The following is a 24,017-nucleotide window of genomic DNA, read 5'->3' as shown; positions in this document are numbered from 1 at the left end:
CTCCGTCAATGCTTCGCATTGCCACCTCTCCTAGTAGGAGAGGCAAGCCAGTAGCAGCGTGAACTTGGCTCCCCAATCAGGGGAGCTGGCGCGGAGCGCCTGAGAGGTTTACACCTGTGGAATCAATATCTCCGTCGTGAATGCCCCATCCTCGCTGTTGCGGCTGAGGTAGCCATCCAGCTTTTCCACGATGGCATCAATGCGCACCAGCCCGAAGCCGTGGCCCTCGCCCTTGGTGGTGACAAAACGGCCCGCAAGCTTTTTCTGCTTTTTAGTTGCCGTGAAATTGGTGAAGGAGATATAGAGCTGTGTGCCCTTCATATCCATATATACCCGGATGAGCCGCTCCTCCTCGGGCAGCTCCGCACTGGCATCCATGGCGTTATCAAAAAGGTTGCCCAGGATGCAGCAGAGGTCAAGCTCACTCATTTTCAGTTTGACCGGGATATGGGCATCGATCTGCACCGGGATATTTCGGCTCTTGGCAAGGGAGATCTTGCTGTTGATGATGGCATCAGCCATGGCGTTGCCGGTTTTTACAGCCAGATCAACAGTGTTCAGGTCGGTATCCAATGCATCCAGGTAGGCTTTGATGCCGTCCAGATCCCCCTGTGCCGCCAGCACCTTCATGGTCTGGATGTGTCCCCGGTAATCGTGCCGCCATCCCCGCATCTGGCGGTACATGTTGTCCACCTCTTTGTAGTGGGTCTCGATGAGCTCCCGCTGGTAAGCGGCGATGCGTTTATCGAGGAGCTTTGAAAAGAATTTAAGTTTCATCATTAAGTCCTCTCAATGATTGCCCGGTTCAGGGGCTCATAGGCACCCCGGGGCAATGGGAGGGCGGTACCATCGGCCAGCACGACTTCCTTTTTGGTCACACGGCGGATCTGTTTCAGGTTCAAGATCATCCCCCGCCCCACCCGGAGGAAGCCTTCGTCCAGCTGGGCCTCGAACTCACCAAGCGTCCGCTTGACGGTGTAATCCTGCCTGGCATGAACCGTGACGTAATTCTGGTGCACGTCCAGATACCGCACCTCATACAGCGGCAGGCGCACCAGCTCGTCGGAAAGCTCCAGGTTCAGGCACCGGGCGTTGCGGCGGTGCTTTTCCCAGGCACGGTCGAGAACAGCAAAGAGCTTTTCGCGGCTGACCGGCTTCACCAGGTAGTGGAGGGCAGCCACGTCATAGCCCTCGGCAATGTAATCGGAGTAGCCGGTGATGAACACGATCTGCACGGCTTCATTCTCCTGCCGCACCGTTTTGGCCAGCGTCACACCGTCCGTGCCCGGCATTTCCACGTCCAGAAGTAATAGGTCAAAGCTTTTGTCCTCTGCGTAGCGAAAAAGAAAGGCATCCGCCGAGGCAAAGCGCTCACTCTCCACCTCAATGCCACGCTCTGCGGCCCACTGGTGCAGAATGCTCCCCACAAATTCAGCATCGGTCGTGCTGTCATCACAGATCGCGGCACGGTATGACATAGCGGGCTCCCCTCTCTTTCCGTAAACTCTGGGTAGAAGTATGACACACTTTGTCCGCAATTGCAACAAAAAGAAGCGGCTGACACGACAGCCGCTTCTTTTTGTACGATTTCATTTTATGAATTATTTTCAGTTGTGCTGTTTCAGGGCGCAGACCGCAATGCTCAAAGCACTCCATGCCGCCTGATACATCAGGACAGCTGCCACCGACAGGGTGCCGATGCTGCCCGCGTAGGTCAGCAGAACACCGATGACCACCGAGAACCAGACCGAGACCATCTGCACCGTGGTGGCGCTCGTCTCGGCGTTCTGGGCCTTTTCCGCCGCGCGCAGGCCGCCGATCAGGCTGGCAAAGCCCTTATCATGCAACATACAGCAGCGGGCAGTCTCATCCGGCTGGGCAGGGGTCAGCGCGCTGCACTGCTCCTGATCCAGCAGGGTGATCATCCCCTCGGGCAGATGGTAAGCCTCGGTGATGTGGCGGGCCGTCAGGCTGGGGTCCTCACAGGTGACCAGCAGGCGGATGTTCTCCCGCTGCAGCACCTCCAGACCGCGGGCGGCGTTGCGGCCGCCCACATAATGGAGCACGAACATAGCGTGCAGGCTTCCGGAAACAGCCAGATACAGGATCTGCAGCGCGCCGTTTTGGGAGTGCTCATCCTCGTACTCCTGCTCAGGCAGGGGCACCCCCTCCCGCTCCATGTACAGCCGGTTGCCGATGAGCACCCGGTTGTTATCGCACCAGGCGGCAAAGCCAAGACCGTGGTGGACCTCCAGATCCTTCACAGGGTACAGGATCTCGGTGCGGTCCTCGATGATCTGACGGAACAGGCCCCGCAGGGTCTCACAGCTGTGGTTGAGGATGCTGGCCGCATAGAGGATGGCACGGTCGATGCGGCCGCCCTTGAAGATGCGGATGTCCTCCAGATTCACGCTGTCGGCGGTAAAGAGCTCGTCGGCATCCACCTGCACGGTGTCCACACCGCCCAGCTCCTCAATGGCAGCCCAGCCGGGCACCACGGCACCGGCGGCGGCGGCGGTCTTTTGCAGGCGCAGAGAAGCGATGCCCGCAACCAGGGTGGAGGACAGCGGTGCACCCATGCAGAGCATGGAGGTCAGGGCTGCGGCCATGCCGTTGGGCCCGCCGCCAAACAGCAGGAACACCAGCCCGCTGAGCACGGCGGCACCCAGCAGGATCAGGGCTGTCTTGCGGGCGCGGCGCTCACTGGCGCGCTCCCCGAAGCTCTGCTCCACCAGCGCCTCGTCCCACTGGACAGGGCGGCTGAGCAGCACCCAGGGGTCTTTCTGATCCAGGCTCCGGGCCAGCACCCGGATCAGGTCCTTATCCCGGACACGGAATGCGCCCTGCAGCCCTTCGGGGGATCGGGCGGCAAGGTCGTAGCCGTTTCTGACGGCAGTCAGCAGGACACGGCTGCCCAGCAGGGCCAGGAACAGGCCCAGTGCAGCCACACCGGAAAGCAGCGTCCAGCTGGAGTTCTGATAGCTCTGGGCGTTGAGCAGGGCGACCGCAGCCTGCACCAGCGCACCGCAGGCGGCCAGCGCCGGCATGGTGTCTGCACTGGGGCGGCCCTTGAGGCCCTGCAGGCCATCCCGCAGGACAGGCCAGCCCACAGCCAGCGCACCGGCCAGAAAGAGCAGGTTGGCGGCATAGAACGCCGCCGGGGCGATCACGGGGTCAAGGGAGGCCACAGGGGCCAGCAGCCCCTCGGCAACAAGGCCAAAGTGGAGCAGTACCACGGCAAGGATGCCCTCCAGCACACACCGCAGCGTCAGCTCCGCGCCCATCCGGCGGAGCTTCTCCCCCACCTGCTCGGGCGTTTCCGGCTCGGCTTCCTCTTCAGGCTTCTCCTCAGCCTCCGGCGCGGCAGGGGCCGCTTCCTCAGCAGGCTGGGCCGGGGCTCCCTCTGCCGGGGCGGCAGGCCGGGTGGGTGCCTCGTCCTCTTCTAGCCCCATCAGCGGCAGGCTCATGCTGTCGTCCTTGCTGGGGGCCTCGGTGCGGGTAGGGGCCTGCGGCTCGTTCTCGTCCGCGCCCTTGCCAAAGAACTGGAACGCCGTTTCCGGTTCCGGCTCAACCTCTGGCGCGGCTTCCGGGGCAGACTTCGCCTGCTTTACCGACTGATCCTCGGCAAACACCATGGGGATGGCCGGGCCCTCAGGCGCTGCAGGAGCTTCCGGCTCCACGGCCAGCACCTCTTCGGGGGCATCCTGTACCTCCTCCACCGGGGCGGGCTTGGGGGTGCCATAGAGCATGGCCTTGAGTTCGGCCATCTCTGCATCCTCCTGCTGCTCCTGCGGGGTCAGGGGTTCCTGGCGGCGGGGCGGCTCCGGCTTTTTCTCGGGCTGGGGTGCGGGCCGGGGTTCCGGCTTCGGCGCTGCGGGGGCTTCCGGCGCGGTGGGCAGAGCCACAGGCTCTGCTTCCTCCAGCTCTCCGGGCTCCAATGCCAGCTCCAGGCCGGCCTCGGCTTCTTCCTCATGGCCCAGCACGATCTCACCCGTGGGCGGCAGCTCATTCTGCACGGCCGGGGCGGCGGCAGGCTCCTCTTTGTCCTTTTCGCGGTGGAAGAGCTTGCCCAGCAGGCTGCCGGTGCTCTCCTTTTCCTCATCGCGGCGCTTCATCTCTTCGGGCACCTGTGCCACGCTGGTGCTGAAAAACGTGCGGAACTTCTCGTTCTGCGCATCGATTTCTTCCTGTGTCAGCTCTTTGCGCTTATCATCCTTTGGCATCCTAGTCCCTCCCTGTTCTGGTCACGGCGGTCTGGCCGCTGTTTCTTACTCTGCGGCGCGCTGGCTCTGGATCTCGTACAGGATGATGCCAGCCGCCACCGAGACATTGAAGCTGTCCACACCGGTGCCCTGAGCGGCCATATCCAGCCGCACCACACCATCGCAGAGCTTTTTCACCAGCTGGGATACACCGCTGCCCTCGCTGCCCAGCACCAGTGCGATGGGGCCGGTCAGGTTGTTCTTGCGCAGGGGCACGCCGTCCATATCGGCGCAGTAGACGAACACCCCCTGATCCTTCAGGCGGCGGATGGTCTCGCCGATGTTGGCCACGCGGGCCACAGGCAGGCGCTCGGCCGCACCGGCGCTGGACTTGATAACGGTGGGGGTCACGGACGCGCCGCCCCGCTTGGGGATGACGATGCCGTGAGCTCCGCACAGCAGAGCAGAGCGCATCACCGCGCCCAGATTATGGGGGTCCTCGATGCCGTCACTCAGCACCAGGAAAGGAGGCTCCCCCTTCTCTCTGGCAACGTTCAGCAGATCCTCCACGGTCACATATTCGATCTCGCTGGCAAAGGCAGCCACGCCCTGATGGCTCTCGGTGCCGGTCATCAGGCGCAGCTTGTTGGGATGCACCCGCTTGACCGTGGCCCCGGCCTCCTTGGCCATGGCGGTATAGTAAGCTGCCACGGCGGGGGCCATTCCCTCCGCGATCAGCACGGTATCCACGCCGGAACCGCTCTTGAGCAGCTCGGTCACGGGGTTTTTGCCGTAGACCAGGCTCTCATTCTTGGGCTGCTCCTCCGTGCTGCTGCGGCGGGGGCGGCGCGGCATTTTCTGTTCGTCCATTGATGTGTTCTCCTTCCATTCTATGGCAAGGCGGGCCGTTTGAGCCGCGCCATGGTTTCGTTCTGTTTCAGTTTTACTATATTTTGACACTGATACATTCTAAAGTATAGCATACCCCGGCATTCTTCGCAATGTTTGCCGAAGGCAAAAGTTTTCCACATTCAGCAGGCTATACAATCGGTAATTCGGCTCAATTTTTTCCACATGTTAAAAACCCGGTGGAAAATGTTCAAAAATCAAGTTTGTACGCCCACTTTCCGGGTGGAATTCCACAGTTTCCACCGAGTTTTCAACCTCCCGGGTTCGACACGCAAACTTTTCGCCGTACTTTTTGTAAAATTCAAGTCGGAATTATGACAATTTTTTGAAGGGAGATCCAGTGGTTTTTGCCAGAATCTCCAACATCAAAATGCCCAATGTGAATTTGTGTTGAAAACGCCGCGGGAACCGCCTTGATTTTATCCTGTAATTGGGGTATACTACCCTTAGGTTCGTTAAAGGATGCGCAATCTTGTATCCAAAACGGCTTTTTCACCCCAAAATGATTTTGCGGAGGTAATGAATAATGTTGGTAAATGCAACCGAAATGCTGATCAAGGCACGCGATGGCCACTACGGTGTGCCCCAGTTCAACATCAACAATCTGGAGTGGACCAAGGCAGTCCTGACCGCCTGCGAGGAAATGAAGAGCCCCGTTATCCTGGGTGTCTCTGAGGGCGCAGGCAAATACATGACCGGCTTCAAGACCGTTGCCGCCATGGTCAGCTCCATGGTGGAGACCATGGGCATCACCGTTCCCGTTGCCCTGCACCTGGACCACGGCACCTACGAGGGCTGCAAGGCCTGCGTTGAGGCCGGCTTCTCCTCCATCATGTTCGACGGCAGCCACTACTCCATCGAGGAGAATGTGGAAAAGACCAAGGAGCTGGTCGCTCTGGCACACTCCAAGGGCCTGAGCATTGAGGCCGAGGTCGGCTCCATCGGCGGCGTTGAGGACGGCGTTGTGGGCGCTGGCGAGATCGCAGACCCCGCTGAGTGCGCAAAGATCACCGATCTGGGCATCGACTTCCTGGCTGCCGGCATCGGCAACATCCACGGCGTTTACCCCGCCAACTGGAAGGGCCTGGACTTTGAGGCTCTGGACCGCATCCACAAGGCTACCAACAACATTCCTCTGGTCCTGCACGGCGGCACCGGCATCCCCGACGAGATGATCCAGAAGGCCATCAGCCTGGGCGTTTCCAAGATCAACATCAACACCGAGTGCCAGCTGGTCTTTGCTGAGGCCACCCGCAAGTACATCGAGGCTGGCAAGGATCAGCAGGGCAAGGGCTTCGACCCCCGCAAGCTGCTGGCTCCCGGCGCTCAGGCCATCGTTGACAAGTGCAAGGAGAAGATCGAGCTGTTCGGCTGCGCAGGCAAAGCCTGAGCCGAAGCGCATCTCCTGAGCACATTCCTGCCCCATAAATGATATTGCCCCGCTGTTCTGTGCATCACAAAACAGCGGGGCATTTTTTTGTAAGCCAGTCCGCAAAAAGGGGGCTGCTGCACCGGTTTTTCCCGTGTGCCGCAGCCCCTCTTCTTTACTGGTTCAATTTTGCAAACGCTTCCCGCACATCGCCGGAGAAGTAGAGCGTGCCCAGCGCGCACACGGGGCCGGTGCCCCCAAGGGCGACCGCCCGGGCCACACCGGCTTCAATGGTGGGAGCAGGCTCAGCCCTGCCGCCCCGGGCGCGGATCTGTTCGGCCAGCGTCTCAGCGGGCATGGCGCGGGGGGTATGGGCCGCTACGGTGACGAACTGCCCGGCCAGCGGCAGGAGTAGTGCCAGCATCTCGTCCACATCCTTGTCCGCCATGATGCTGAGCAGGAACACGAACTTCTGCCCCGGAAAGCGGTCCCGCAGGCTCTGCACGGTGGCCCGCATTCCGTGGGCGTTGTGGCTGCCATCCAGCAAAAAGGCGGGCGAATGCCGCAGCAGCTCGAACCGGCCCGGCCAGCGCACCTGTTCCAGACCGGCACGGATGGCACTGTCCGGGATGTTCCAGCCCCGGCTGCGCAGCACCCGCAGGGCCGTAATGGCCGTGGCGGCGTTCCGGGGCTGATAGCTGCCGATCAGGGGCAGGCGGATGCCGTTCAGGCCGTCAAAATCAAAGGTGACAGCATCCAGATCCCCGTCCTCGATGGTCAGCCTGCTGAGATCCACCACGGTCAGCGGCGCGTGCCGCTCTGCCGCCGTACGGGCGATGACGGCATCGGCCTCGGGCACACCGCCATAGCTCACCACCGGACTGCCCGGCTTGATGATGCCCGCCTTGGCCGATGCGATATCGGCCAGGGTGGGGCCCAGCTCCTTCACATGATCCATGCCCAGCGCCGTGATGACCGCACACTCCGGCGGGTCGATGACGTTGGTGGAATCCAGCGTGCCGCCCAGGCCCACCTCCAGCACCACGATGTCGCATTTCGTCTCAGCGAACCAGAGCATCCCCAATGCCGTGATGATCTCGAACTCGGTGGGGATATCGGTCATGGCATCGGCAGCGGGCTTCACACGCTCCACCAGCCGCACCAGCGCCTCGTCCGGGATCTGTTGGCCGTTTACCTGAATGCGCTCGTTGAACCGGTTGATAAAGGGCGAAGTATACAGGCCCACCCGGTAACCCGCCGCCTGCAGGCAGGAAGCCAGCATGGCCGCCGTGCTGCCCTTGCCATTGGTGCCCGCCACATGGATGAATCTCAGCTGCTTGTGCGGATCTCCCAGTGCGGTCAGCAGGGTCCGGGTGCGGGTCAGGCCCGGCTTGTGCCCCGCCCACTGGACGGCATGGATATAGTTCAGCGCTTCTTCATAGTTCATTGTGCAATGCCTCGGATCGTTTTGTTTTCCAGCAGCAGGCGCACCAGCACGGTGTTCACCGCCGCCAGGACCAGCGCGTTTGGAATGCGGGTCACCAGCACGCTCCACGGATAGTTATAGAAGAGGTGGAGTGCCAGCGAGTTGATGACAATGGAGCCCACCGCATGGCCGGCAAACACGCTGATCTGGGTGCGCAGGCCCAGCCGCAGGTTGGGCAGGGCGCGCCAGAGAAGGCCCGCCGTCAGGCCGATGGAGCCAGCCCCCAGCGTGATCAGCGGGTTGATGGCGTAGCCGGAAAGGGTGCCGCCGATCATATCGGCCACTGCACCCACGGCAAAGCCCTCCACCGGCCCGAACAGCACAGCGGCCAGCAGGGTGGGCAGGCTGCCCAGGTTGAACCGGACAAAGCCGGTGGAAATGCTCAGCACCCGGGCAAACACGATGCTCATGGCAGTGAGCAGGGCCAGCATGGTGAGCTTGCGGACGGAATTTCTGGAATGGTTCATATCAATTGTCCTCCCCTGTTTCGGGAACCGCGGGGCAGGCAATGCAAAACGCCCTCCCCTGTGACAAACCGCACAAAGGAGGGCGTGATTCAACGGTTCACATCCAGACGGGGCCGCAGACGGCCCCATCTGCACCCAAGTCCATGCAGCAGCGGGATGCAGGCCATGCACCGCGGGTCTTACCTTCGTCCGCAGCACAACTCCCCGTTGATGCGGCACTTAACGCGCATGGCCTTACTCTGTTGATGGTCTTATTATATGCCTTTTTCCGGCCCATTGCAACCACAACTCCCATCATCTTTCCCAATTCGCGGGGCAGATTTTTGGCGGGGTGCACAATTCCGGCCTACACAAAAAGCCCTCCGGTGCGTCTCGTCCCGGAGGGCTTTGGGGTACAAAAGGTCTGGTCAATTACTGCACATCGGTCAGCTCAGCCAGCTTGTGGAAGATCTCGGTGTTGTCATACACGCCGCGGAACTTGTCTGCCCCCTGACCACGGGCGTAGAGGTTCACCATGGCACCGGTGTGGGCGTAGGTGGTGTGGTCCACACCGGACTTGTGGTTGATGGTGTGGCAGATGGCCATGCTGAAGGGGATGTAGGTGCCATACAGCTCGTAATCCTGCTGGCTCATCTTGCTCTGGCTGGAAGAGCCGACCTTGAGGGTGCGCTCGTAAGCGGTGCGCAGGTTCTCCACCTCGTAGTCGGTCAGCAGCAGCTTGCCTGCGCTGGCGGCATCGGGGTCGGTGGGCAGGGTCAGGCCGAAGTTTGCCTTCACGTCCTGCATAGCGGTCTCAAAAGGAGTCTGATTCTTCACGTAGTTGTTCACATAGGTGGAATCGAACTTTGCGTAGGACATCTTCTGGTGGGCCAGGTTGGTCAGGAAGGTATCGTAGTTGGTGGTCTTGTAGCCAATGCCCAGACCACCGGTCTCGTGGTCAGCGGTCACCAGGATCAGGGTGTCGTCGGGGTGCTGGGCATAAAACTCCACAGCGGCCTGCACTGCGTTGTGCATCTCGATCACATCATGGATGGAGGCAGCGGCATCGTTGGCGTGGCAGGCCCAGTCGATCTTGCCGGACTCCACCATCATAAAGAAGCCGTTGCTGTTGTCCAGCAGCTCAATGCCCTTGCGGACATAGTCGGTCAGCTGCCACTCTCCCGGAGCAGCATCCATGGCGTAGTTCATGGACTTGCCGTCGGCCAGGTTCTCGGCAATGATCAGGGTCTTGCCGGCCCCGGCCTTCAGGGCAGCAGCACCGGCCTGGGTGGTGACAACATTGTAACCAGCCTGTGCAGCCACCTCGTGGTTGTTGGGGTCGGTGCCATCGCCGTTCACCTTCTGGAACTCGCCGCCTGCGAAATACTCAAAGCCGGAGTTTGCCAGCTCCACGCCGATCTGATAGTAGTTCTTGCGGGTCTTCTGGTGTGCATAGAAGGCAGCAGGGGTAGCGTGGTCAATATTCACCGTGGAAACAATGCCAACCTTGTAGCCCTTCTGCTTATGGAGCTTCTCCGCAATGGTCTCATAGGGCACATCACGGGTCCAGGGGCACATATTGATGACACCGCTCTCGGTCTTTTTGCCGGAAGCGATGGAGGTGGCGGTGGAAGCGGAGTCCGGGCAGAAGGAGGTGCTGTCGTAGGTGGTCACGCTGCCCACCTCCGGGAACTGGGTAAAGCTCAGCTCTGCCTCGGTGATGGCACCGTTGTTGGTGACAGTGCCCTGATAGAACCGGGCAGACTGGATCTGGGCAGTGCCCATGCCATCGCCGATGAACAGGAAGATGTACTTGGGCTTCTTCTGGAACAGGCCAAAGCAGTTCTCCTCGTCAGCTGCGGTGGAAGCGGCCGGAGCGGCAGCGTTTGCAGCCACAGGGGCAGCAGTCATCAGACCGGCGGCAGATGCCACAGCACCCACTTTCAGGAAGTTGCGGCGGGACATTTTATGTTCTTTCATACGATAATTCCTCTCTTATCCTGAGCCCTCCCGGGCCCTGTTGCAATGTATCTTGGGAACGGTTCTATTGTACCCGTTCGGAGAAAGAGGGGAAACCATGGTAAGGCAAATCTTAGGTAAACCTTGGGCAATGAAAAACAGGAATTGGTAAAAAACAGGTGGTCTTTGTAAAATCGGATTGTTCCTGCCCGCAGGCACTTTTATTCCGTCAGGATTCGCCCCGGATCGGTTGCATCCGGTGGGCAAATCGTGTATACTGTAACCCGATTTTTATTTGCGGAGGGAGGGGTGCACATGTCCGTTTTGTGTCTGGGCGAAGTCTGGCTGGAGCTGAACGCCGCCACGGCTCCGGAACTGACGGAGACATTCCGGGCGCAGACCGGCGGCTGGGGTGCAGGCTTCTGCCGCCAGTACGCCGCATTGGGCGGGCAGGCGGCTCTGCTGGCCCAGCTGGGAGCCGACCCCTTTGGCCGCAAGCTGGCGGCCCAGCTTGCCCGGGATGGTGTGGATTGCTCCCTGCTCTGCTTCACGGATGCCTTCCCCACACCGGTGGTGTTCACCGGAGAGGACACCGCTCTGCCCTACCGTGCCCACACCGCCGGGCTGGCCCTTGGGCCGGAACAGCTGGAGGCCGCCCCGTTCCGGGGAGCCTCTGCCTTCTGCTTTTCCTCCGCCGGGCTGGTGGACAGCCCCCTGCGGCTGGCCCACCTCGAAGCCCTTGCCGCCGCCCGGGATGCCGGGGCGCTCTGCTGCTATCTTCCCCGGCTGGCGCAGGCCGCGCCCTACTGGCCGCAGCGGGAGGCCCTGTGCCAGACCGCCCTGCAGTTTCTTGACCGGGCAGACGTTCTCTTTTTAGAGGAGAGCGACCTGCTCCTCCTCTTCGGCTCCCGGGAACTGCGCACAGCCCTGTTTGCCCTGTTCACCGGCCATGTGCAGCTGATCTTTTTCTACAAAAAGGACAGGATTCTCGCCTTTACACGCAGTGTTATGGCTTCTGCCGCAAAAAAAGACCAGAGCCCCGCTCTGGTCTTGTATCGGATGGAGAAAATGATGCTCCCTGTCTCCTCTCTGCCCAGATTAAAGGAATCTGAGCTGAACGCGCTGATCGGATAGCCACCTGCCGCTGAGATGGCGGCGGAAGCCAAACAAAAACAGCCAGCGCCGTGGAAAGGAGGAGAAAGCGGCGCTGGCTGTGTATGAGAACTCCCAAACATTTGCGGCTGTCAGGAGATGGTTGGTAGTCTGTCCGCTGCCTTGGCTATTGCCTCGCATCAGCAGGGGACAGTGTTTTTTAAAGGGGCCGCGCCGCCCGGTTTCTGCCGGAGATGCGCGGTTTTCATTGCCTGCATGGCATCTTGGGAGGATGTTTTTCTGTTCCTCCCTGACTGCACCCTTATTGTACAGGATAAAAATGGAGTTTCTTTGTGAGGAATTTGAACAAATTGAAAATAAACGGAGCCGCTGCACATCATTTTGTACAGCGGCTCCGTTTTTTACGACTTTTCTTTAATTTTCGGCCAGATTACCGGTGTAGAGCTGGTAGTACTTGCCCTTCTTGGCGATCAGCTCGTCGTGGCTACCGCGCTCGATGATGCGGCCCTGCTCCAGAACCACGATGCAGTCTGCATTGCGGACGGTAGACAGGCGGTGGGCAATGACAAAGCTGGTGCGGCCATACATCAGGCCGTCCATGCCCCGCTGGACCAGCGCCTCGGTGCGGGTATCAATGGAGGAGGTCGCCTCGTCCAGGATCAGCACCGGGGGATCGGCAACTGCGGCGCGGGCAATGGCCAACAGCTGGCGCTGGCCCTGCGACAGGTTTGCGCCGTCGTTGGTCAGCATGGTGTTGTAGCCATCGGGCAGACGCTTGACAAAGCCATCGGCATTGGCCAGCTTTGCGGCGGCAATGCACTCCTCATCGGTGGCATCCAGACGGCCATAGCGGATGTTCTCCATGACCGTGCCGGTGAACAGGTGGGTATCCTGCAGAACGATGCCCAGAGAGCGGCGCAGATCGTCCTTTTTGATCTTGCGGATGTTGATGCCATCATACCGGATCTTACCGTCTGCGATATCGTAGAAGCGGTTGATCAGGTTGGTGATGGTCGTTTTACCGGCACCGGTGGAGCCGACAAAGGCGATCTTCTGGCCCGGGCGGCCATAGAGGTTGATCCCATGCAGAACGGTCTTTTCCGGCACATAGCCAAAATCGACATCGGTAAAGGTGATGTCACCCGCCAGCTTGTGGTAGGTGGTGGTGCCGTCGTGGTGGGGATGCTTCCAGGCCCAGATGCCGGTGCGCTCGGTGGTCTCCACCAGCTCGTCATCCTTGCCATACTTGACGTTGACCAGGGTGACATAGCCCTCGTCGGCCTCGCTGGTCTCGTCCATCATCTTGAAGATACGCTCCGCACCGGCCAGTGCCATGATCACGCTGTTGGCCTGCATGGATACCTGGCTGATGGGCATATTGAAGCCCTTGTTCAGGCTCAGGAAGGCCATCACGGTGCCCAGGGTCATGCCGCCGACATTGCCAACGGCCATGGCCGCGCCCGCCAGAGCACAGACTGCATAGCTGATATTGCCCAGCTGTGCGGTAACGGGCATGATGATGTTGGCGTAGTTGTTGGCCTGCTTGGCGCTTTCCTTCAGCTTATCGTTCAGCTGCCGGAAGCCATCCAGAGCCTTCTGCTCGTGGGTGAACACCTTGACGACCTTCTGGCCCTCCATCATCTCTTCGATGTAGCCGTTCACCTTGCCCAGATCCTTCTGCTGGGCCACAAAGTACTTACCGCTCATGGAAGTGATCTTCTTGGAGCAGAACAGCATCAGGGTCACCATCAGCATGGTGACAACGGTGAGCTGCCAGCTCATCAGGCACATGCTGGTGAACACGGACACGATGGTGATGGCGCTGGACACCAGCTGGGGAATGCTCTGGCTGATCATCTGGCGCAGGGTGTCCACATCGTTGGTGTACACCGACATGATGTCGCCGTGGGGGTGGGAGTCAAAATACCGGATGGGCAGGCTTTCCATGTGGGTGAAAAGCTGGACGCGCAGGTTGCGCAGGGTGCCCTGGGTCACGTTGACCATGATACGGGCGTTGAGCCATGCGGCCAGCACGCCGATGGCGTAGATGCAGCCAATGCGCACCAGTGCGCCTGCCAGCGGGCCGAAGTCCGGTGTGGCCTGCTTGGTCATGGGGACGATGTAATCATCGATCAGGGTCTTGAGGAAGAGGCTTGCCTGCACGTTTGCCAGCGCGCTGACGATGATGCAGACCAGCACAAGGATGCAGTGGGGCAGATAGTGCTTGAACACCTCATCCATGATTCGCTTGAGCAGCTTGCCCGGGTTCTCGACCTTCGGCTTGGGGCCGCCCATCCTACGGGGGCCGGGGCCCTTTACTTCTTTCACCTGTGCCATTACTGCTCACCTCCCTGCTTATCAAAATCGCCGCCGCCCTGGGTCTGGCTGTTGTAAACTTCCTGATAGATCTTGTTTGTCTTGAGCAGCTCCTCGTGGGTGCCCAGGCCGTTGATCTGGCCGTTGTCCAGCACCAGGATGCGGTCTGCATCCTGCACGGAGGAGATGCGCTGTGCAATGATGATCTTGGTGGTACCGGGGATCTCCTCCCGGAAGGCCTTGCGGATCTTGGCATCGGTGGCGGTATCCACGGCGCTGGTGCTGTCGTCCAGGATCAGCACCTTGGGCTTGCGCAGCAGCGCGCGGGCAATGGTCAGGCGCTGCTTCTGGCCGCCGGACACGTTGGAGCCGCCCTGCTCGATCCAAGTATTGTACTTGTCGGGGAAGCGCTCGATGAACTCATCGGCGCAGGCCAGCTTGGCCACCCGGATGCACTCTTCCTCGCTGGCGTTCTCATCGCCCCAGCGCAGGTTGTCGAGGATGGTGCCGCTGAACAGAACGTTCTTCTGCAGCACCATGGAGACCTCCCGGCGGAGGACATCCAGGCTGTAATCCTTAACGTCCACGCCGCCCACCTTGACAGAACCGGTCTCGGCATCATACAGGCGGGGGATCAGCTGCACCAGGCTGGATTTTGCACTGCCGGTGCCGCCGATGATGCCCAGCGTCTCGCCCGGCCGGATGCTGAAGGTGACATCGTTCAGAACAGGCTGGCCGGAGCCGTGCTTATACTTAAAGGTAACGTGGTCAAACTCAATGCTGCCGTCTGCCACCTGCTGCACCGGCTGCTTTGCCGGGGGCAGGTCAGTGGTCTCGTCCAGCACTTCCACGATACGGCGGGCAGAAGCGGCGGACATAGCGATCATCACAAAGGCCATGCTCAGCATCATCAGGGCCATCAGGATGTTCATAATGTAACCGAACAGGGCGTTCAGCTGGCCGGTGGTGATCGCACCGTTCAGGACGTAATGTGCGCCGAACCAGCTCAGGGCGATGTTGCAGCCGTACACAGAGACCAGCATGGCGGGATTGTTGAAGCTCAGGCGGCTCTCGGCGTGGACGAACTGCTTGTACAGGCTCTCGCAGGCCTTGGTGTACTTCTCGTTCTCAAAGTGCTCCCGGACAAAGCTCTTGACCACGCGGATGGCCGAGACATTCTCCTGCACGGAGGCGTTCAGGTTATCGTAGTTCTTGAACACCTTATCAAAGATGCCGAAGGTGGGAACCATAATGCCTGCCAGCACTGCCACCAGGAACACGATCGCCACCAGGAACACCATGGTCAGCGAGCGGCTGATCATGGAGGCCATGATCAGCGCGAAAACCAGATGGACGGGGGCACGCACGCACATGCGCTCGATCATCTGGAACGCGTTCTGCAGGTTGGTCACGTCGGTGGTCATACGGGTGACCAGACCAGCCGTGGAGTACTTGTCGATGTTGGAGAACGAGAAATGCTGGATGTTCTCATACATCGCATCGCGCAGGTTGCCTGCAAAGCCGGTGGATGCCGTGGCAGCAAACCTGCCGGCCAGCACGCCCAGCAGCAGGGCAATGGCCGCCACCAGGAAGGTGAGCAGGCCGTACTTGACAACGGCGTTCATATCGCCCTTTTCAATGCCCTGGTCAATGATAAAGGCCATGATGGTGGGCAGCAGCACATCCATGATGGCTTCCAGAGCAGAGAAGATCGGTGTCAGGATCGCGGCGCGCTTGTACTCGCCCAGATGTGACACAAGTTTTTTGATCATCTGTTGTAATCCTCCTGAAGTTTATTTGCAGGGGTCATTCCAGCCCCTTGCGCAGCTTGTTCAGTAACCGCAGAAGCTCTGCGTTTTCCTCTTCCGTCAGCAATCCGGCCACAAACTCATCGGTCTGGTGCAGGGAGAGCATCGTCTTTTCGTGGACGCGGCCTCCCTCTTCCGTCAGGATCAGCCGCTTCAGCCGGGCATCCTGCGGCACGCTCTGGCGCTCGATGTAGCCCTTGCGCTCCATCAGCTGCAGGATGTTCGTCACGGTCGAGCGTGTGATGGAGAACTCCCGTTCGATATCGCGCTGGTACACGGGGTCGTTCTTGTGCCAGTAGAGGTAGCTCATGATCCAGTCGTGCATGGGGGTCACGTTGTCCACGTTGTTCTCCCGGTGGAACTGGTTGATCTTGCGGAAGATCAGGTTGTTCACCCGGCGCACCTGTGCCGGGATGACCTGCGGCGGCTCCCATGGGGGGTTGCAGCAGGGCTGTTTGTTGCTTTCATCGTGCATAATGGTTTCCCTTTTGAATTGTTTGTGACAGGATTGTTTCCTTTAGAACTGTTTGATGCCGTACAATATCATAACGCACGATTTGATCATTGTCAATAGGAGACGCAAAATAAAATCCAGAAGCGCCCCACCAAACGGCGGGGCGCTTCCACTGGGCGCTGATTTTGCTTCTGCTGGCTCAACAGTCCTTGCTTTCTGACCAGAATATGCTTTAATAAAAGCAACTACGGGCACTGCGCCCCCGAATACTGCAAGGAGAATCCCATGGAACAACGGAATACCCGCCTGCGGAACGCGGGCTTCGTCACCTTCTTTTTCAGCGGCATCTGCACCATTTCCAGCGGTGTGGTGGTCAGCCTGCTGCAGGAGGAATACGGCTTTGCCTACGGCATGACCGGCACCCTGCTCAGCCTGCTGAGCATCGGCAACCTGCTGGCGGGCCTGCTGGCCGGTGCGCTGGTGGGAAAAATGGGCATGAAGCCAAGCGTCCTGCTTCTGACCATCGGCTATGCGGTGGGCTACGGCCTGATGGGCCTGACCGGCCTGCCCATTCTGCTGGCGCTGGCCTTCTTCATTGTGGGCATTGCCAAGGGCAGTGTCCTGAACACCTGTACCATTCTTGTCAGCGGCAACTCTGCAGACCGCACCCGGGGCATGAACACCATGCACGCCTGCTACGCCTGCGGTGCCCTGCTCTGCCCCTTTCTGATCTCTGCCGCGGCCAGGGTCAGCACCACGCTGGCCGTGCTGGCGCTGGCGGCGCTGGGTCTGGTGCTCTGGCTGGTATACCTGTTCACCCCCATGGCAGGCCGCGCCAAGGCCAAAGAAGCTGTCACCGATTGGAGCTTTTTGCGCTCCTCCCGCTTCTGGCTGCTCACCGGCCTGCTGTTCTGCCAGAACGCCGCCGAGCAGAGCGTTGTGGGCTGGATGGTCACCTACTTCAAGGACAGCGGCATCATTGCAGGCACGCTGGCGGCCTATACCGTCACCGTGATGTGGGGTGCCACCCTGATCGGCCGCCTGCTCATCGCCTTTGTGTTCCCACTCAAACAGCCCCGCAAGGCCATGGTATTTATGGCGGTTTTCTGCACTGCCTTCTACTTTGCCATGATGCAGACCCACAGCCAGCTGCCTGCCATCCTGCTGCTGTTCGCCTTTGCCTTCTCCATGGCCGGTATGAACCCCACCGCCGTGGCCAGCGCCGGTAAAATGACCACCGTGACCAGCATGGGCATCATGCTGCCGGTGGCATCCAGCGGCGCGATCCTGATGCCCTGGGTCATCGGCAAGGTAGCTGAAAGCGCCGGTCTTGCTGTTGGTATGGCAACCAACATCGTGCCCTGCGTGGGACTGATCGTCTTTGCAATTCTGGTGTCCAGAATGCGGGAGGAGTAAACCTCTCCGTCATTGCTTCGCAATGCCACCTCTCCTGGCAGGAGAGGCAAGCAGCAGGCGACTGAGCGGTTCACCCCCTCGCCTTTGCGCTGAACTCACACCCACAGTAATCCTGACGGTAAAGCCCGTACTCCTCCGAAAGCTGGAGGGAGCGCAGGTAGCCGTTCTGCTTTTTGAAATCCGAGGGCAGGTGCCTGATGCCGAATTCGGCTTCAAGCTCCTGCCCGATTTGATTGATGCGGGCAGCATCCTTGTGGGGGCTGATGGAGAGCGTGGTGGTGAACCAATCAAAGCCGTGCTCCTTTGCGTACTGTGCCGCCCGGCGCATCCGCAAACGGTAGCAGACGGTGCACCGCCCGCCCCGCTCCTGCTCGTTTTCCAGCCCCTGCACAGCCGTATAGAACTCCTGCGGGTCGTAGTAATCCTCGATGACCGTGACCCCCAGCGGGTGCGCCTGCGCCACGAACTTTTTCAGCTCCTCGCCCCGGCGGTAGTATTCTTCGGCAGGCCAGGTGTTGGGGTTATAGTAAAGCACCGTGATCTCAAAATACCGGCACAGCTTTTCCAGCACGGCGCTGGAACAGGGCCCGCAGCAGGCATGGAGCAGCAGCTTTGGCCGCTGCGGCCCCAGCGTTTTCAACACTTCGTCCATCTGCTGTGCAAAATTCAACTGTTTTGACATCGGTTTCATCCTTTGTTATACTTGCTTTGATTCAAATAGCTCCCTCCTGCTGCCTCGCCAAAAGAGCCGCAGCTGCCGGAAGGGGCATCCCGGTCATATTATATCACATTTTATCTAATAGGAGAACTGCGATGACAAACGAGAAGATCGCCCGTATCAACGAGCTGGCAAAAAAGAGCAAGACCACCGGCCTGACCGATGCCGAAAAGGCAGAGCAGCAGGCCCTGCGGCAGGAGTATGTTGCGGACGTAAAGGCCAGCCTGCGCGCCCAGCTGAACAACACCTCGATCAAAGAGCCGGATGGCACGATCCATAAGCTGGGGAAGAAGAACTAAAGCAGCATCACGAAGAGGAGCGCCTGGCGGATAATTGAGAGAAAAGTATTTCTTCCCTCTTTTTTTGTTCCGCGTTTCGTGCTATACTATAGTTGTATTGTTGCGGACATTTCCGCGGGCGGTACAGATTCCCAAGGTGGCGTATCCCGGGCAAGGTGCACGGAAAAGGCTGTCTTTTGAAAAAATGATAAAGAGGTCATTTATTATGCTTACTGCAATTACGGGTATCAACTGGGGCGATGAGGGCAAGGGCCGCATGGTCGATCTGATCAGCCAGGATTATGACATCGTTGCACGGTATCAGGGCGGCAACAACGCAGGCCACACCGTGAAGAACGAGCGCGGCAAGTTCGTGCTGAACCTGCTGCCCTCCGGCATCCTGCGCCCCAACGTTGTCTGCGTGATGGGCAACGGTATGGTCATCGACCCGCACCATCTGGACGGCGAGATCAACAATCTGCGAGAGCAGGGCATTTCCATCACCCCCGATAACCTGAAGATCTCCGACCGGGCCACCATCACCATGCCCTACCATGTCGATCAGGACGGCCTGGAAGAGGCCCGCCTGGCCAAGACCGGCGCACAGTTCGGCTCCACCAAGCGCGGCATCGCCTACACTTACGGTGACAAGTACATGAAGAAGACCCTGCGCATGGGCGACCTGCTCCACCTGGACGACAGCGTGAAGAAGCGCCTGGTGACCATGGTGGATTCCAAGAACCTGGTGATGGAGGGCAGCTACCACTCCGCTCCCATCAGCGTGGACGAGATGTGGGCATGGCTGGAGAAGTATGCCGCCATCTTCAAGGATTACATCTGCGACGTGGGCCAGTATCTGGCTGACGCAGATGCCGCCGGCAAGAAGGTGCTGTTCGAGGCCCAGCTGGGCGCTCTGCGCGACATCGACTTCGGCATCTACCCCTACACCACCTCCTCCAACGTCATCGGCGCTTACGCCCCCATCGGCGCAGGCATCCCGGGCCACAAGCTGACCAACAGCATCGGCGTGATGAAGGCTTACTCCTCCTGCGTGGGCGACGGCCCCTTTGTCACTGAGCTGGCCATGACCGAGGAAGAGAAGCACGCCCTGCGTGAGGCTGGCCACGAGTACGGTGCAGCCACCGGCCGTCCCCGCCGCGTTGGCCCCATCGACCTGGTGGCAAGCCACTACGGCGTGTTCTGCCAGGGCTGCGATGAGGTTGCCCTGACCCTGCTGGACGTGCTGGACTACATGGAGAAGATCCCCATGGTCACCGGCTATAAGCTGACCGACGGCACCATCACCAAGCGCTTCCCCATGGGCATGGCTCTGGACACCGCACAGCCCGTGGTGGAGTATCTGCCCGGCTGGCACTGCGATATCACTGCCGCCCGCAAGTGGGAGGATCTGCCCCAGGAAGCCCGCGATTACGTTGAGTATCTGGAAAAGGCTATTGGCTGCAAGATCACCTACATCTCCGTGGGTGCCGAGCGTGAGGCCTACATCCACCACAACGTCTGATCCGCGCCACAGAACCCGCCGCATTGAAAAGGAAACGTGACTATGTTTGATATCATCACGGACAGCGCCTGCGACCTGACCCCTGAGACGGCCGCAACACTGAATATTGAGATCATCCCCTTCTATGTCTCGCTGGACGGTGAGCACTACCGCAAGGAAGGCAAGGAGATCGCCGTGCGCGATTTCTACCAGTTCATGGTAGATAACCCCGCGGCCTACCCCAAGACCAGCCTGCCTTCTCTGGAGGATTTTGAGACCGCCTTCCGGGCCCATGCCGAGGCGGGCCGCCCGGTGCTCTGCATCTGCTTTACCAGCAAGATGAGCGGCTGCGTGGGCAGTGCCCGCAACGCCCGGGAGCTGGTGCTGGAGGATTTTCCCGATGCTAAGATCGAGGTCATTGACAGCACCGCCGCCACCGTGACCGAATCCATCGTGGTGGAAAACGCGGTGGCCATGCGGGATGCAGGCTGTACGCTGGACGAAGCCGTGACCTGGCTGGAAGCGGAAAAGATCACCAACCAGATCTTCTTTACGGTGGGTAACCTGGACTACCTCATCAAGGGCGGGCGCATCGGCAAAGTCACGGGCCGTGCCGCCAACATTCTGGGCATCAAACCCATGATCCTGTTCAAGGAGGGCGAGATCTTCTCCGCTGGTGTGGCCCGTGGCCGCCAGAAGAGCTTTGAGAAGGCCCTCGACCTGCTGATGGCCTATCTGGCCGAACACAACGGCACACCCGACGACTACTGCATCACGGTGGGTTACGGCTACGATGCCGACGAGGGCAAGCGGCTCTGGATGCAGACCCGCGCCGCCCTGCGCGCCAAGTACCCCACCTGCGAGTGCAATGTGGTCCTGCTGCAGATCGGCTGCACCATTGCCGTGCACACCGGCCCCTATGCGTTGGGCATGGGCGTGATGCGGCGGTGGAAAAAACAGTAACTCCCTCAGTCGCCTCCGGCGACAGCTCCCTCTAGGAGGGAGCCTTACGGCAGCGAAAAGCCTCTCTCTGAGAGGGAGGTGGCATTGCGTCAGCAATGACGGAGGGAGTTCCCACATAGTAAAAAAGAAGCCCCGACGAATGTCGGGGCTTCTTTTTGTTTTTCAGCCTTGATTTTTACGATGCACGATCACAGAAGACGGTGACACGGGTCTTGCCGCCGTAGGTGCAGGTGTACAGCACCAGGGCGTAGCCGCTGTGTTCCACTTCCTCCACACTGTGGGGGTCAAGCACTTCGACCTTGTTCACGACGTACTCATTCACGATGCCGTCCATATCGGTGAAGGTAACGCTGTCCCCCGCTGTGAGGGAGGTCAGCTTGCCGAAATGGCTCTCGTAGTTGTGCGCCGCAATGACCAGATCATCGGTGCGGGAAGAGCCGAACTGGCGGCAGGGGGCGATCTTCAGGCGGGGGTAGCTCCACTCGCTCATCACCGGCAGGTCAATGCCGATGGCGGGGATGGAGATCTCACCCACATATTCGTTGCCGTCGACCTCCACCACCGGGAGCTCGGGGTCCAGGGGGCCGCTCTCTGTCTCCGGTTCCGGGGTCTCCACCTTCTGCTGAAGGTCGGCCACCACGGTCTGGGCCTCGGCACCGGCGTGGGCATCCTCGTAGCGGTTGTAGGCGTACAGGCCGCCCGCCGCCAGCAGGAGCACCACACCCAGCACGATGCAGACAAGCCCGGGGGATACTTTACGCATTCTTTTCACGTTTCTTGCTGCGCTCCATCAGGTAGGCACCCACGGCCACCAGCACCAGACCGCTTGCCGTCAGAACAGGTATGGGCCAGTTCAGCTGGCCGGTCTGGATCAGTTTGGGGCCTTCGGCCGGGCGGGCATCCGCCACCACGCTGGCCGGGGCGGTGGGCTCCGGTGCACTAGGGGTGGTGGTTTCAGTCACGGTCGGGCGGGCATCTGCCGGGGCCGGGTTCTCCGGCGTGGAAGGGGTGGGCGGGGTGACGGGATCAGGGTCATACGGGTCCGGGTAGTACGGGGTCTCGATGGCCTTGTAGCTGTTGTTGAAGGTGATGCTGCTCACCTTTTCGTCCATCAGGTCGGCCTGTGTGTGCACGGCCATCCGGGCCACCAGCTTGTCGTTGTCCCACACCACGGAAACGCGCAGATAGTACACGGTTTCATCGTAGGTGCCGCGGGTGTTGACACCGGCGCGCTGGCGCACGGTGTAAACGTAATAGCCGGGCTTGGTGTAACTGATGGGGCCAAAGCTGCCGGTCTCGCCGTCGGTGATCTCCAGAGTGGTCACCTCGGGCAGGGGCGCATTGTCCACAGCCTCAAGTTCCACAGTCAGTGTTTCCTTTGGGAGAGGTGTTTCCCCCGTGGACTGAATGGAAACCGGAAGCTCCTGCAGCTGTGTATGCTGGTCAGCCGCGGTGGCCGCAAATGCCGCCGGCTGACACAGGCAGAACCCCAACGCAAGCGTCAGGAGTGCTGCCGCGATTTTACGGAACCTCATTTCATCCTCTCCTTTATGAATCCGACGCGGACGGGATCATCCACGCCAGAAGAATGGTGCGTGCATCGGTAAACTCCGTTGAACAGGTGGACAGCGCCAGCACCTGAGCGTCATCGCCTGCCGCTTTCATGGCGGCCAGCGTTTCGGTGTTCAGGTTCAGGGCGTTCTCCTGCGCAAAGGTGTACAACCCCTGCAGGTCGCTGTCCCAGCGCTGGGGCTGGAAGATCGCGCTCTCAGACGAAGGGACCAGCAGACATGCAAAGGTTTTAAGATCATAGGTGCGGTCGGGCAGGATCAGCTCACCGGTGGTGTTCTCTGCAAAGAACTCTGCGTCCTTGTAGAGATCCAGATCACCGAACATCTTGCTCTCTTCCATGTGGTGACCATACAGCAGAGAGTAGGGGTCGGTGAAGTTCTTGTCGCAGTTCACATCCAGAAAGATGCTGCCTGCCAGCGAGAAATCACCGTAGACATCGGTGTTCACATAGGTAAAGTTGTCCTCGCCCTGTACCACAGGGTAGTCGATGGCGGTGTTGTCCAGTGTGACCCACGCGCAGACATCCGGGTTGATGCCCAGCAGCTCCTCAAAGCTTGCGCCGTTATCCGCGCCCGCCTTGGGCTTGAACTGCAAAAGCTCTGCCTGAACATTGTCTGCGGCGGCGTACACCTGCGAGTTGTCCCACAGGGCATAGGCTGAATACGCCCCGGCGACCACCAGAAACAGCACGACCACCGCGCTCACCAGAAAGTCGGCTGCCCTCAACGCTTTTCTCTGCCAGTTGATACAGCCCACCTCCCAGCTGGCTTTCTTGGCTCCCCTGTTAGGGGGAGCTGGCGCGTTAGCGCCTGAGAGGTTTCTGCCGGAAGCTAAACCTCTCCGTCAAAGCCTTGCGGCTTTGCCACCTCCCCTAGTAGGGGAGGCAAGTCAGGCATTACGTTCCAATTCAACAACACGTTTGTGTATTGTATCATGGATACGTTCGCAAACAGAATCGAAGCAACGGTCGATCTCAAGATTAGAAAACCTTAAAATCACAACACCATACTTTTCAATGATCGTATCACGTTCTTTGTCGTAAGCCTCACCTTGATCTGTATAGTGCTGTGAACCGTCCAGTTCAATCACCAACCGAGCTGCCGGACAGTAAAAATCTGCAATAAACGAGTTAATTACACGCTGTTTGTAAATTTTTACCGGATATTTTCGGAGAAATAAATACCACAATTTCCGCTCATGCTGTGTCATTTCACGCCTGAGCTCTTTTGCCCGGAAATTCATTTCTCCATTGTAGGGCAGATTGGTGATAGACATAGGCCAAACCTCTCCGTCAAAGCCTTGCGGCTTTGCCACCTCTCCTAGTAGGAGAGGCAAGAAGGGTGCTGCTTCACGGTCAGCTTTCGTGAACGGTCAACGCTGAGGCGTGTACTTGGCTCCCCTACTAGGGGAGCTGGCGCGCTAGCGCCTGAGAGGTTCTTCTTCCGTGAGCCAACCTCTCCGTCAAAGCCTTGCGGCTTTGCCACCTCTCCTAGTAGGAGAGGCAAGT

At 59.7% G+C, this 24,017-nt stretch carries 21 protein-coding genes and 1 riboswitch; of the genes, 6 read left to right on the top strand and 15 right to left on the bottom strand.

The annotated features are described in order from the left end of the window. Positions 1 to 108: 108 nt before the first annotated feature. The 4 genes from J3352_RS10400 to rlmB form a co-directional block, all read right to left on the bottom strand. Positions 109 to 780 (bottom strand): sensor histidine kinase, encoded by a 672-nt coding sequence (locus J3352_RS10400; protein ID WP_097773315.1) that lies wholly within the window; start codon positions 778 to 780, stop codon positions 109 to 111. Further along, positions 780 to 1,478, bottom strand: coding sequence for a LytTR family DNA-binding domain-containing protein (locus J3352_RS10395; protein WP_097773314.1), 699 nt, complete (start codon positions 1,476 to 1,478; stop codon positions 780 to 782). Before J3352_RS10395 ends, J3352_RS10400 begins: the two co-directional genes overlap by 1 nt. A gap of 129 nt (positions 1,479 to 1,607) precedes the next feature. Then, complete coding sequence (locus J3352_RS10390; RefSeq protein ID WP_097773313.1) at positions 1,608 to 4,223, bottom strand: cell envelope biogenesis protein OmpA; 2,616 nt, start codon at positions 4,221 to 4,223, stop codon at positions 1,608 to 1,610. Positions 4,224 to 4,268: 45 nt separating this feature from the next. Beyond that, positions 4,269 to 5,072, bottom strand: coding sequence for a 23S rRNA (guanosine(2251)-2'-O)-methyltransferase RlmB (gene rlmB / locus J3352_RS10385; protein ID WP_005935208.1), 804 nt, complete (start codon positions 5,070 to 5,072; stop codon positions 4,269 to 4,271). 565 nt (positions 5,073 to 5,637) lie between these two features. On the opposite strand from rlmB, the gene fba reads away from it, so the two are divergent. Further along, a complete protein-coding gene (gene fba, locus J3352_RS10380; RefSeq protein ID WP_097771599.1) occupies positions 5,638 to 6,501 on the top strand; it encodes a class II fructose-1,6-bisphosphate aldolase in 864 nt (287 codons plus the stop codon). Between the two features lie 154 nt (positions 6,502 to 6,655). Here the strand turns inward: fba and J3352_RS10375 are convergent, their stop codons facing one another. From J3352_RS10375 to J3352_RS10365, 3 genes are all read right to left on the bottom strand, one after another. Further along, positions 6,656 to 7,927, bottom strand: coding sequence for a folylpolyglutamate synthase/dihydrofolate synthase family protein (locus tag J3352_RS10375; protein ID WP_005935201.1), 1,272 nt, complete (start codon positions 7,925 to 7,927; stop codon positions 6,656 to 6,658). Beyond that, positions 7,924 to 8,433 carry a folate family ECF transporter S component gene (locus J3352_RS10370; RefSeq protein WP_005935200.1) on the bottom strand — a complete coding sequence of 170 codons (510 nt, stop codon included), beginning with the start codon at positions 8,431 to 8,433 and terminating at the stop codon, positions 7,924 to 7,926. The genes J3352_RS10375 and J3352_RS10370 overlap by 4 nt, the downstream gene beginning before the upstream one ends. 147 nt (positions 8,434 to 8,580) lie before the next feature. Beyond that, a riboswitch (THF riboswitch) is annotated at positions 8,581 to 8,677 on the bottom strand. A gap of 167 nt (positions 8,678 to 8,844) precedes the next feature. Then, the gene (locus J3352_RS10365) at positions 8,845 to 10,392 is read right to left on the bottom strand and encodes an alkaline phosphatase (protein WP_156067271.1); all 1,548 of its coding nucleotides are present in this window, start codon (positions 10,390 to 10,392) and stop codon (positions 8,845 to 8,847) included. 294 nt (positions 10,393 to 10,686) lie between these two features. Here J3352_RS10365 and J3352_RS10360 point away from each other — a divergent pair, with 294 nt between their 5' ends. Then, positions 10,687 to 11,505 carry a PfkB family carbohydrate kinase gene (locus tag J3352_RS10360; RefSeq protein ID WP_005935194.1) on the top strand — a complete coding sequence of 273 codons (819 nt, stop codon included), beginning with the start codon at positions 10,687 to 10,689 and terminating at the stop codon, positions 11,503 to 11,505. Between the two features lie 393 nt (positions 11,506 to 11,898). Here J3352_RS10360 and J3352_RS10355 read toward each other — a convergent pair whose 3' ends face one another. The 3 genes from J3352_RS10355 to J3352_RS10345 are packed head-to-tail and all read right to left on the bottom strand — an operon-like array spanning position 11,899 to position 16,083. Next, a complete protein-coding gene (locus J3352_RS10355) occupies positions 11,899 to 13,821 on the bottom strand; it encodes an ABC transporter ATP-binding protein (RefSeq protein WP_156067268.1) in 1,923 nt (640 codons plus the stop codon). After that, positions 13,821 to 15,572, bottom strand: a complete 1,752-nt coding sequence (locus J3352_RS10350) for an ABC transporter ATP-binding protein (protein WP_156067264.1) — start codon at positions 15,570 to 15,572, stop codon at positions 13,821 to 13,823. Before J3352_RS10350 ends, J3352_RS10355 begins: the two co-directional genes overlap by 1 nt. Before the next feature lie 34 nt (positions 15,573 to 15,606). Then, complete coding sequence (locus tag J3352_RS10345; RefSeq protein WP_097773307.1) at positions 15,607 to 16,083, bottom strand: MarR family winged helix-turn-helix transcriptional regulator; 477 nt, start codon at positions 16,081 to 16,083, stop codon at positions 15,607 to 15,609. Between the two features lie 264 nt (positions 16,084 to 16,347). Here J3352_RS10345 and J3352_RS10340 point away from each other — a divergent pair, with 264 nt between their 5' ends. Continuing rightward, entirely contained in the window at positions 16,348 to 17,478 is a 1,131-nt protein-coding gene (locus tag J3352_RS10340; protein ID WP_117505931.1) for a sugar MFS transporter, read from the top strand. 70 nt (positions 17,479 to 17,548) lie between these two features. Here J3352_RS10340 and J3352_RS10335 read toward each other — a convergent pair whose 3' ends face one another. After that, a complete protein-coding gene (locus J3352_RS10335; protein WP_156067261.1) occupies positions 17,549 to 18,169 on the bottom strand; it encodes an epoxyqueuosine reductase QueH in 621 nt (206 codons plus the stop codon). 122 nt (positions 18,170 to 18,291) lie between these two features. Here J3352_RS10335 and J3352_RS10330 point away from each other — a divergent pair, with 122 nt between their 5' ends. The 3 genes from J3352_RS10330 (at position 18,292) to J3352_RS10320 (ending at position 20,938) form a co-directional block, all read left to right on the top strand. Beyond that, entirely contained in the window at positions 18,292 to 18,495 is a 204-nt protein-coding gene (locus J3352_RS10330; protein WP_156067258.1) for a DUF896 domain-containing protein, read from the top strand. Between the two features lie 205 nt (positions 18,496 to 18,700). Then, positions 18,701 to 19,996: an adenylosuccinate synthase gene (locus J3352_RS10325; protein ID WP_156067254.1), complete on the top strand. Its 1,296-nt coding sequence runs from the start codon at positions 18,701 to 18,703 to the stop codon at positions 19,994 to 19,996. Between the two features lie 42 nt (positions 19,997 to 20,038). Next, positions 20,039 to 20,938, top strand: a complete 900-nt coding sequence (locus J3352_RS10320; RefSeq protein ID WP_156067251.1) for a DegV family protein — start codon at positions 20,039 to 20,041, stop codon at positions 20,936 to 20,938. A gap of 175 nt (positions 20,939 to 21,113) precedes the next feature. Here J3352_RS10320 and J3352_RS10315 read toward each other — a convergent pair whose 3' ends face one another. From J3352_RS10315 to J3352_RS10300, 4 genes are all read right to left on the bottom strand, one after another. Continuing rightward, positions 21,114 to 21,701 (bottom strand): sortase, encoded by a 588-nt coding sequence (locus tag J3352_RS10315; protein ID WP_156067249.1) that lies wholly within the window; start codon positions 21,699 to 21,701, stop codon positions 21,114 to 21,116. Further along, entirely contained in the window at positions 21,694 to 22,473 is a 780-nt protein-coding gene (locus J3352_RS10310; protein WP_156068764.1) for a Spy0128 family protein, read from the bottom strand. The genes J3352_RS10315 and J3352_RS10310 overlap by 8 nt, the downstream gene beginning before the upstream one ends. Positions 22,474 to 22,486: 13 nt before the next feature. Beyond that, complete coding sequence (gene srtB / locus J3352_RS10305) at positions 22,487 to 23,236, bottom strand: class B sortase (protein ID WP_242699943.1); 750 nt, start codon at positions 23,234 to 23,236, stop codon at positions 22,487 to 22,489. Between the two features lie 162 nt (positions 23,237 to 23,398). Next, positions 23,399 to 23,785: an endonuclease domain-containing protein gene (locus tag J3352_RS10300; protein WP_197036324.1), complete on the bottom strand. Its 387-nt coding sequence runs from the start codon at positions 23,783 to 23,785 to the stop codon at positions 23,399 to 23,401. Between the last annotated feature and the right edge of the window lie 232 nt (positions 23,786 to 24,017).

Source organism: Faecalibacterium sp. Marseille-Q4164, from assembly GCF_017377545.1.
GTDB lineage: Bacteria > Bacillota > Clostridia > Oscillospirales > Ruminococcaceae > Faecalibacterium > Faecalibacterium duncaniae.
The sequence above is the reverse complement of the archived record's forward strand: the minus strand, read 5'-3'. Positions and strand labels throughout refer to the sequence as shown.

Coding starts and splice junctions, on each gene's coding strand:
- rlmB (WP_005935208.1), bottom strand. CDS start 5,072: ATGGACGAACAGAAAATGCCGCGCCGCCCCCGCCGCAGCAGCACGGAG.
- J3352_RS10345 (WP_097773307.1), bottom strand. CDS start 16,083: ATGCACGATGAAAGCAACAAACAGCCCTGCTGCAACCCCCCATGGGAG.
- J3352_RS10390 (WP_097773313.1), bottom strand. CDS start 4,223: ATGCCAAAGGATGATAAGCGCAAAGAGCTGACACAGGAAGAAATCGAT.
- J3352_RS10335 (WP_156067261.1), bottom strand. CDS start 18,169: ATGAAACCGATGTCAAAACAGTTGAATTTTGCACAGCAGATGGACGAA.
- J3352_RS10350 (WP_156067264.1), bottom strand. CDS start 15,572: ATGATCAAAAAACTTGTGTCACATCTGGGCGAGTACAAGCGCGCCGCG.
- J3352_RS10340 (WP_117505931.1), top strand. CDS start 16,348: ATGGAACAACGGAATACCCGCCTGCGGAACGCGGGCTTCGTCACCTTC.
- J3352_RS10320 (WP_156067251.1), top strand. CDS start 20,039: ATGTTTGATATCATCACGGACAGCGCCTGCGACCTGACCCCTGAGACG.
- J3352_RS10325 (WP_156067254.1), top strand. CDS start 18,701: ATGCTTACTGCAATTACGGGTATCAACTGGGGCGATGAGGGCAAGGGC.
- J3352_RS10300 (WP_197036324.1), bottom strand. CDS start 23,785: ATGTCTATCACCAATCTGCCCTACAATGGAGAAATGAATTTCCGGGCA.
- fba (WP_097771599.1), top strand. CDS start 5,638: ATGTTGGTAAATGCAACCGAAATGCTGATCAAGGCACGCGATGGCCAC.
- J3352_RS10315 (WP_156067249.1), bottom strand. CDS start 21,701: ATGCGTAAAGTATCCCCCGGGCTTGTCTGCATCGTGCTGGGTGTGGTG.
- J3352_RS10310 (WP_156068764.1), bottom strand. CDS start 22,473: ATGAGGTTCCGTAAAATCGCGGCAGCACTCCTGACGCTTGCGTTGGGG.
- J3352_RS10330 (WP_156067258.1), top strand. CDS start 18,292: ATGACAAACGAGAAGATCGCCCGTATCAACGAGCTGGCAAAAAAGAGC.
- J3352_RS10370 (WP_005935200.1), bottom strand. CDS start 8,433: ATGAACCATTCCAGAAATTCCGTCCGCAAGCTCACCATGCTGGCCCTG.
- J3352_RS10400 (WP_097773315.1), bottom strand. CDS start 780: ATGATGAAACTTAAATTCTTTTCAAAGCTCCTCGATAAACGCATCGCC.
- J3352_RS10360 (WP_005935194.1), top strand. CDS start 10,687: ATGTCCGTTTTGTGTCTGGGCGAAGTCTGGCTGGAGCTGAACGCCGCC.
- J3352_RS10375 (WP_005935201.1), bottom strand. CDS start 7,927: ATGAACTATGAAGAAGCGCTGAACTATATCCATGCCGTCCAGTGGGCG.
- J3352_RS10355 (WP_156067268.1), bottom strand. CDS start 13,821: ATGGCACAGGTGAAAGAAGTAAAGGGCCCCGGCCCCCGTAGGATGGGC.
- J3352_RS10365 (WP_156067271.1), bottom strand. CDS start 10,392: ATGAAAGAACATAAAATGTCCCGCCGCAACTTCCTGAAAGTGGGTGCT.
- J3352_RS10395 (WP_097773314.1), bottom strand. CDS start 1,478: ATGTCATACCGTGCCGCGATCTGTGATGACAGCACGACCGATGCTGAA.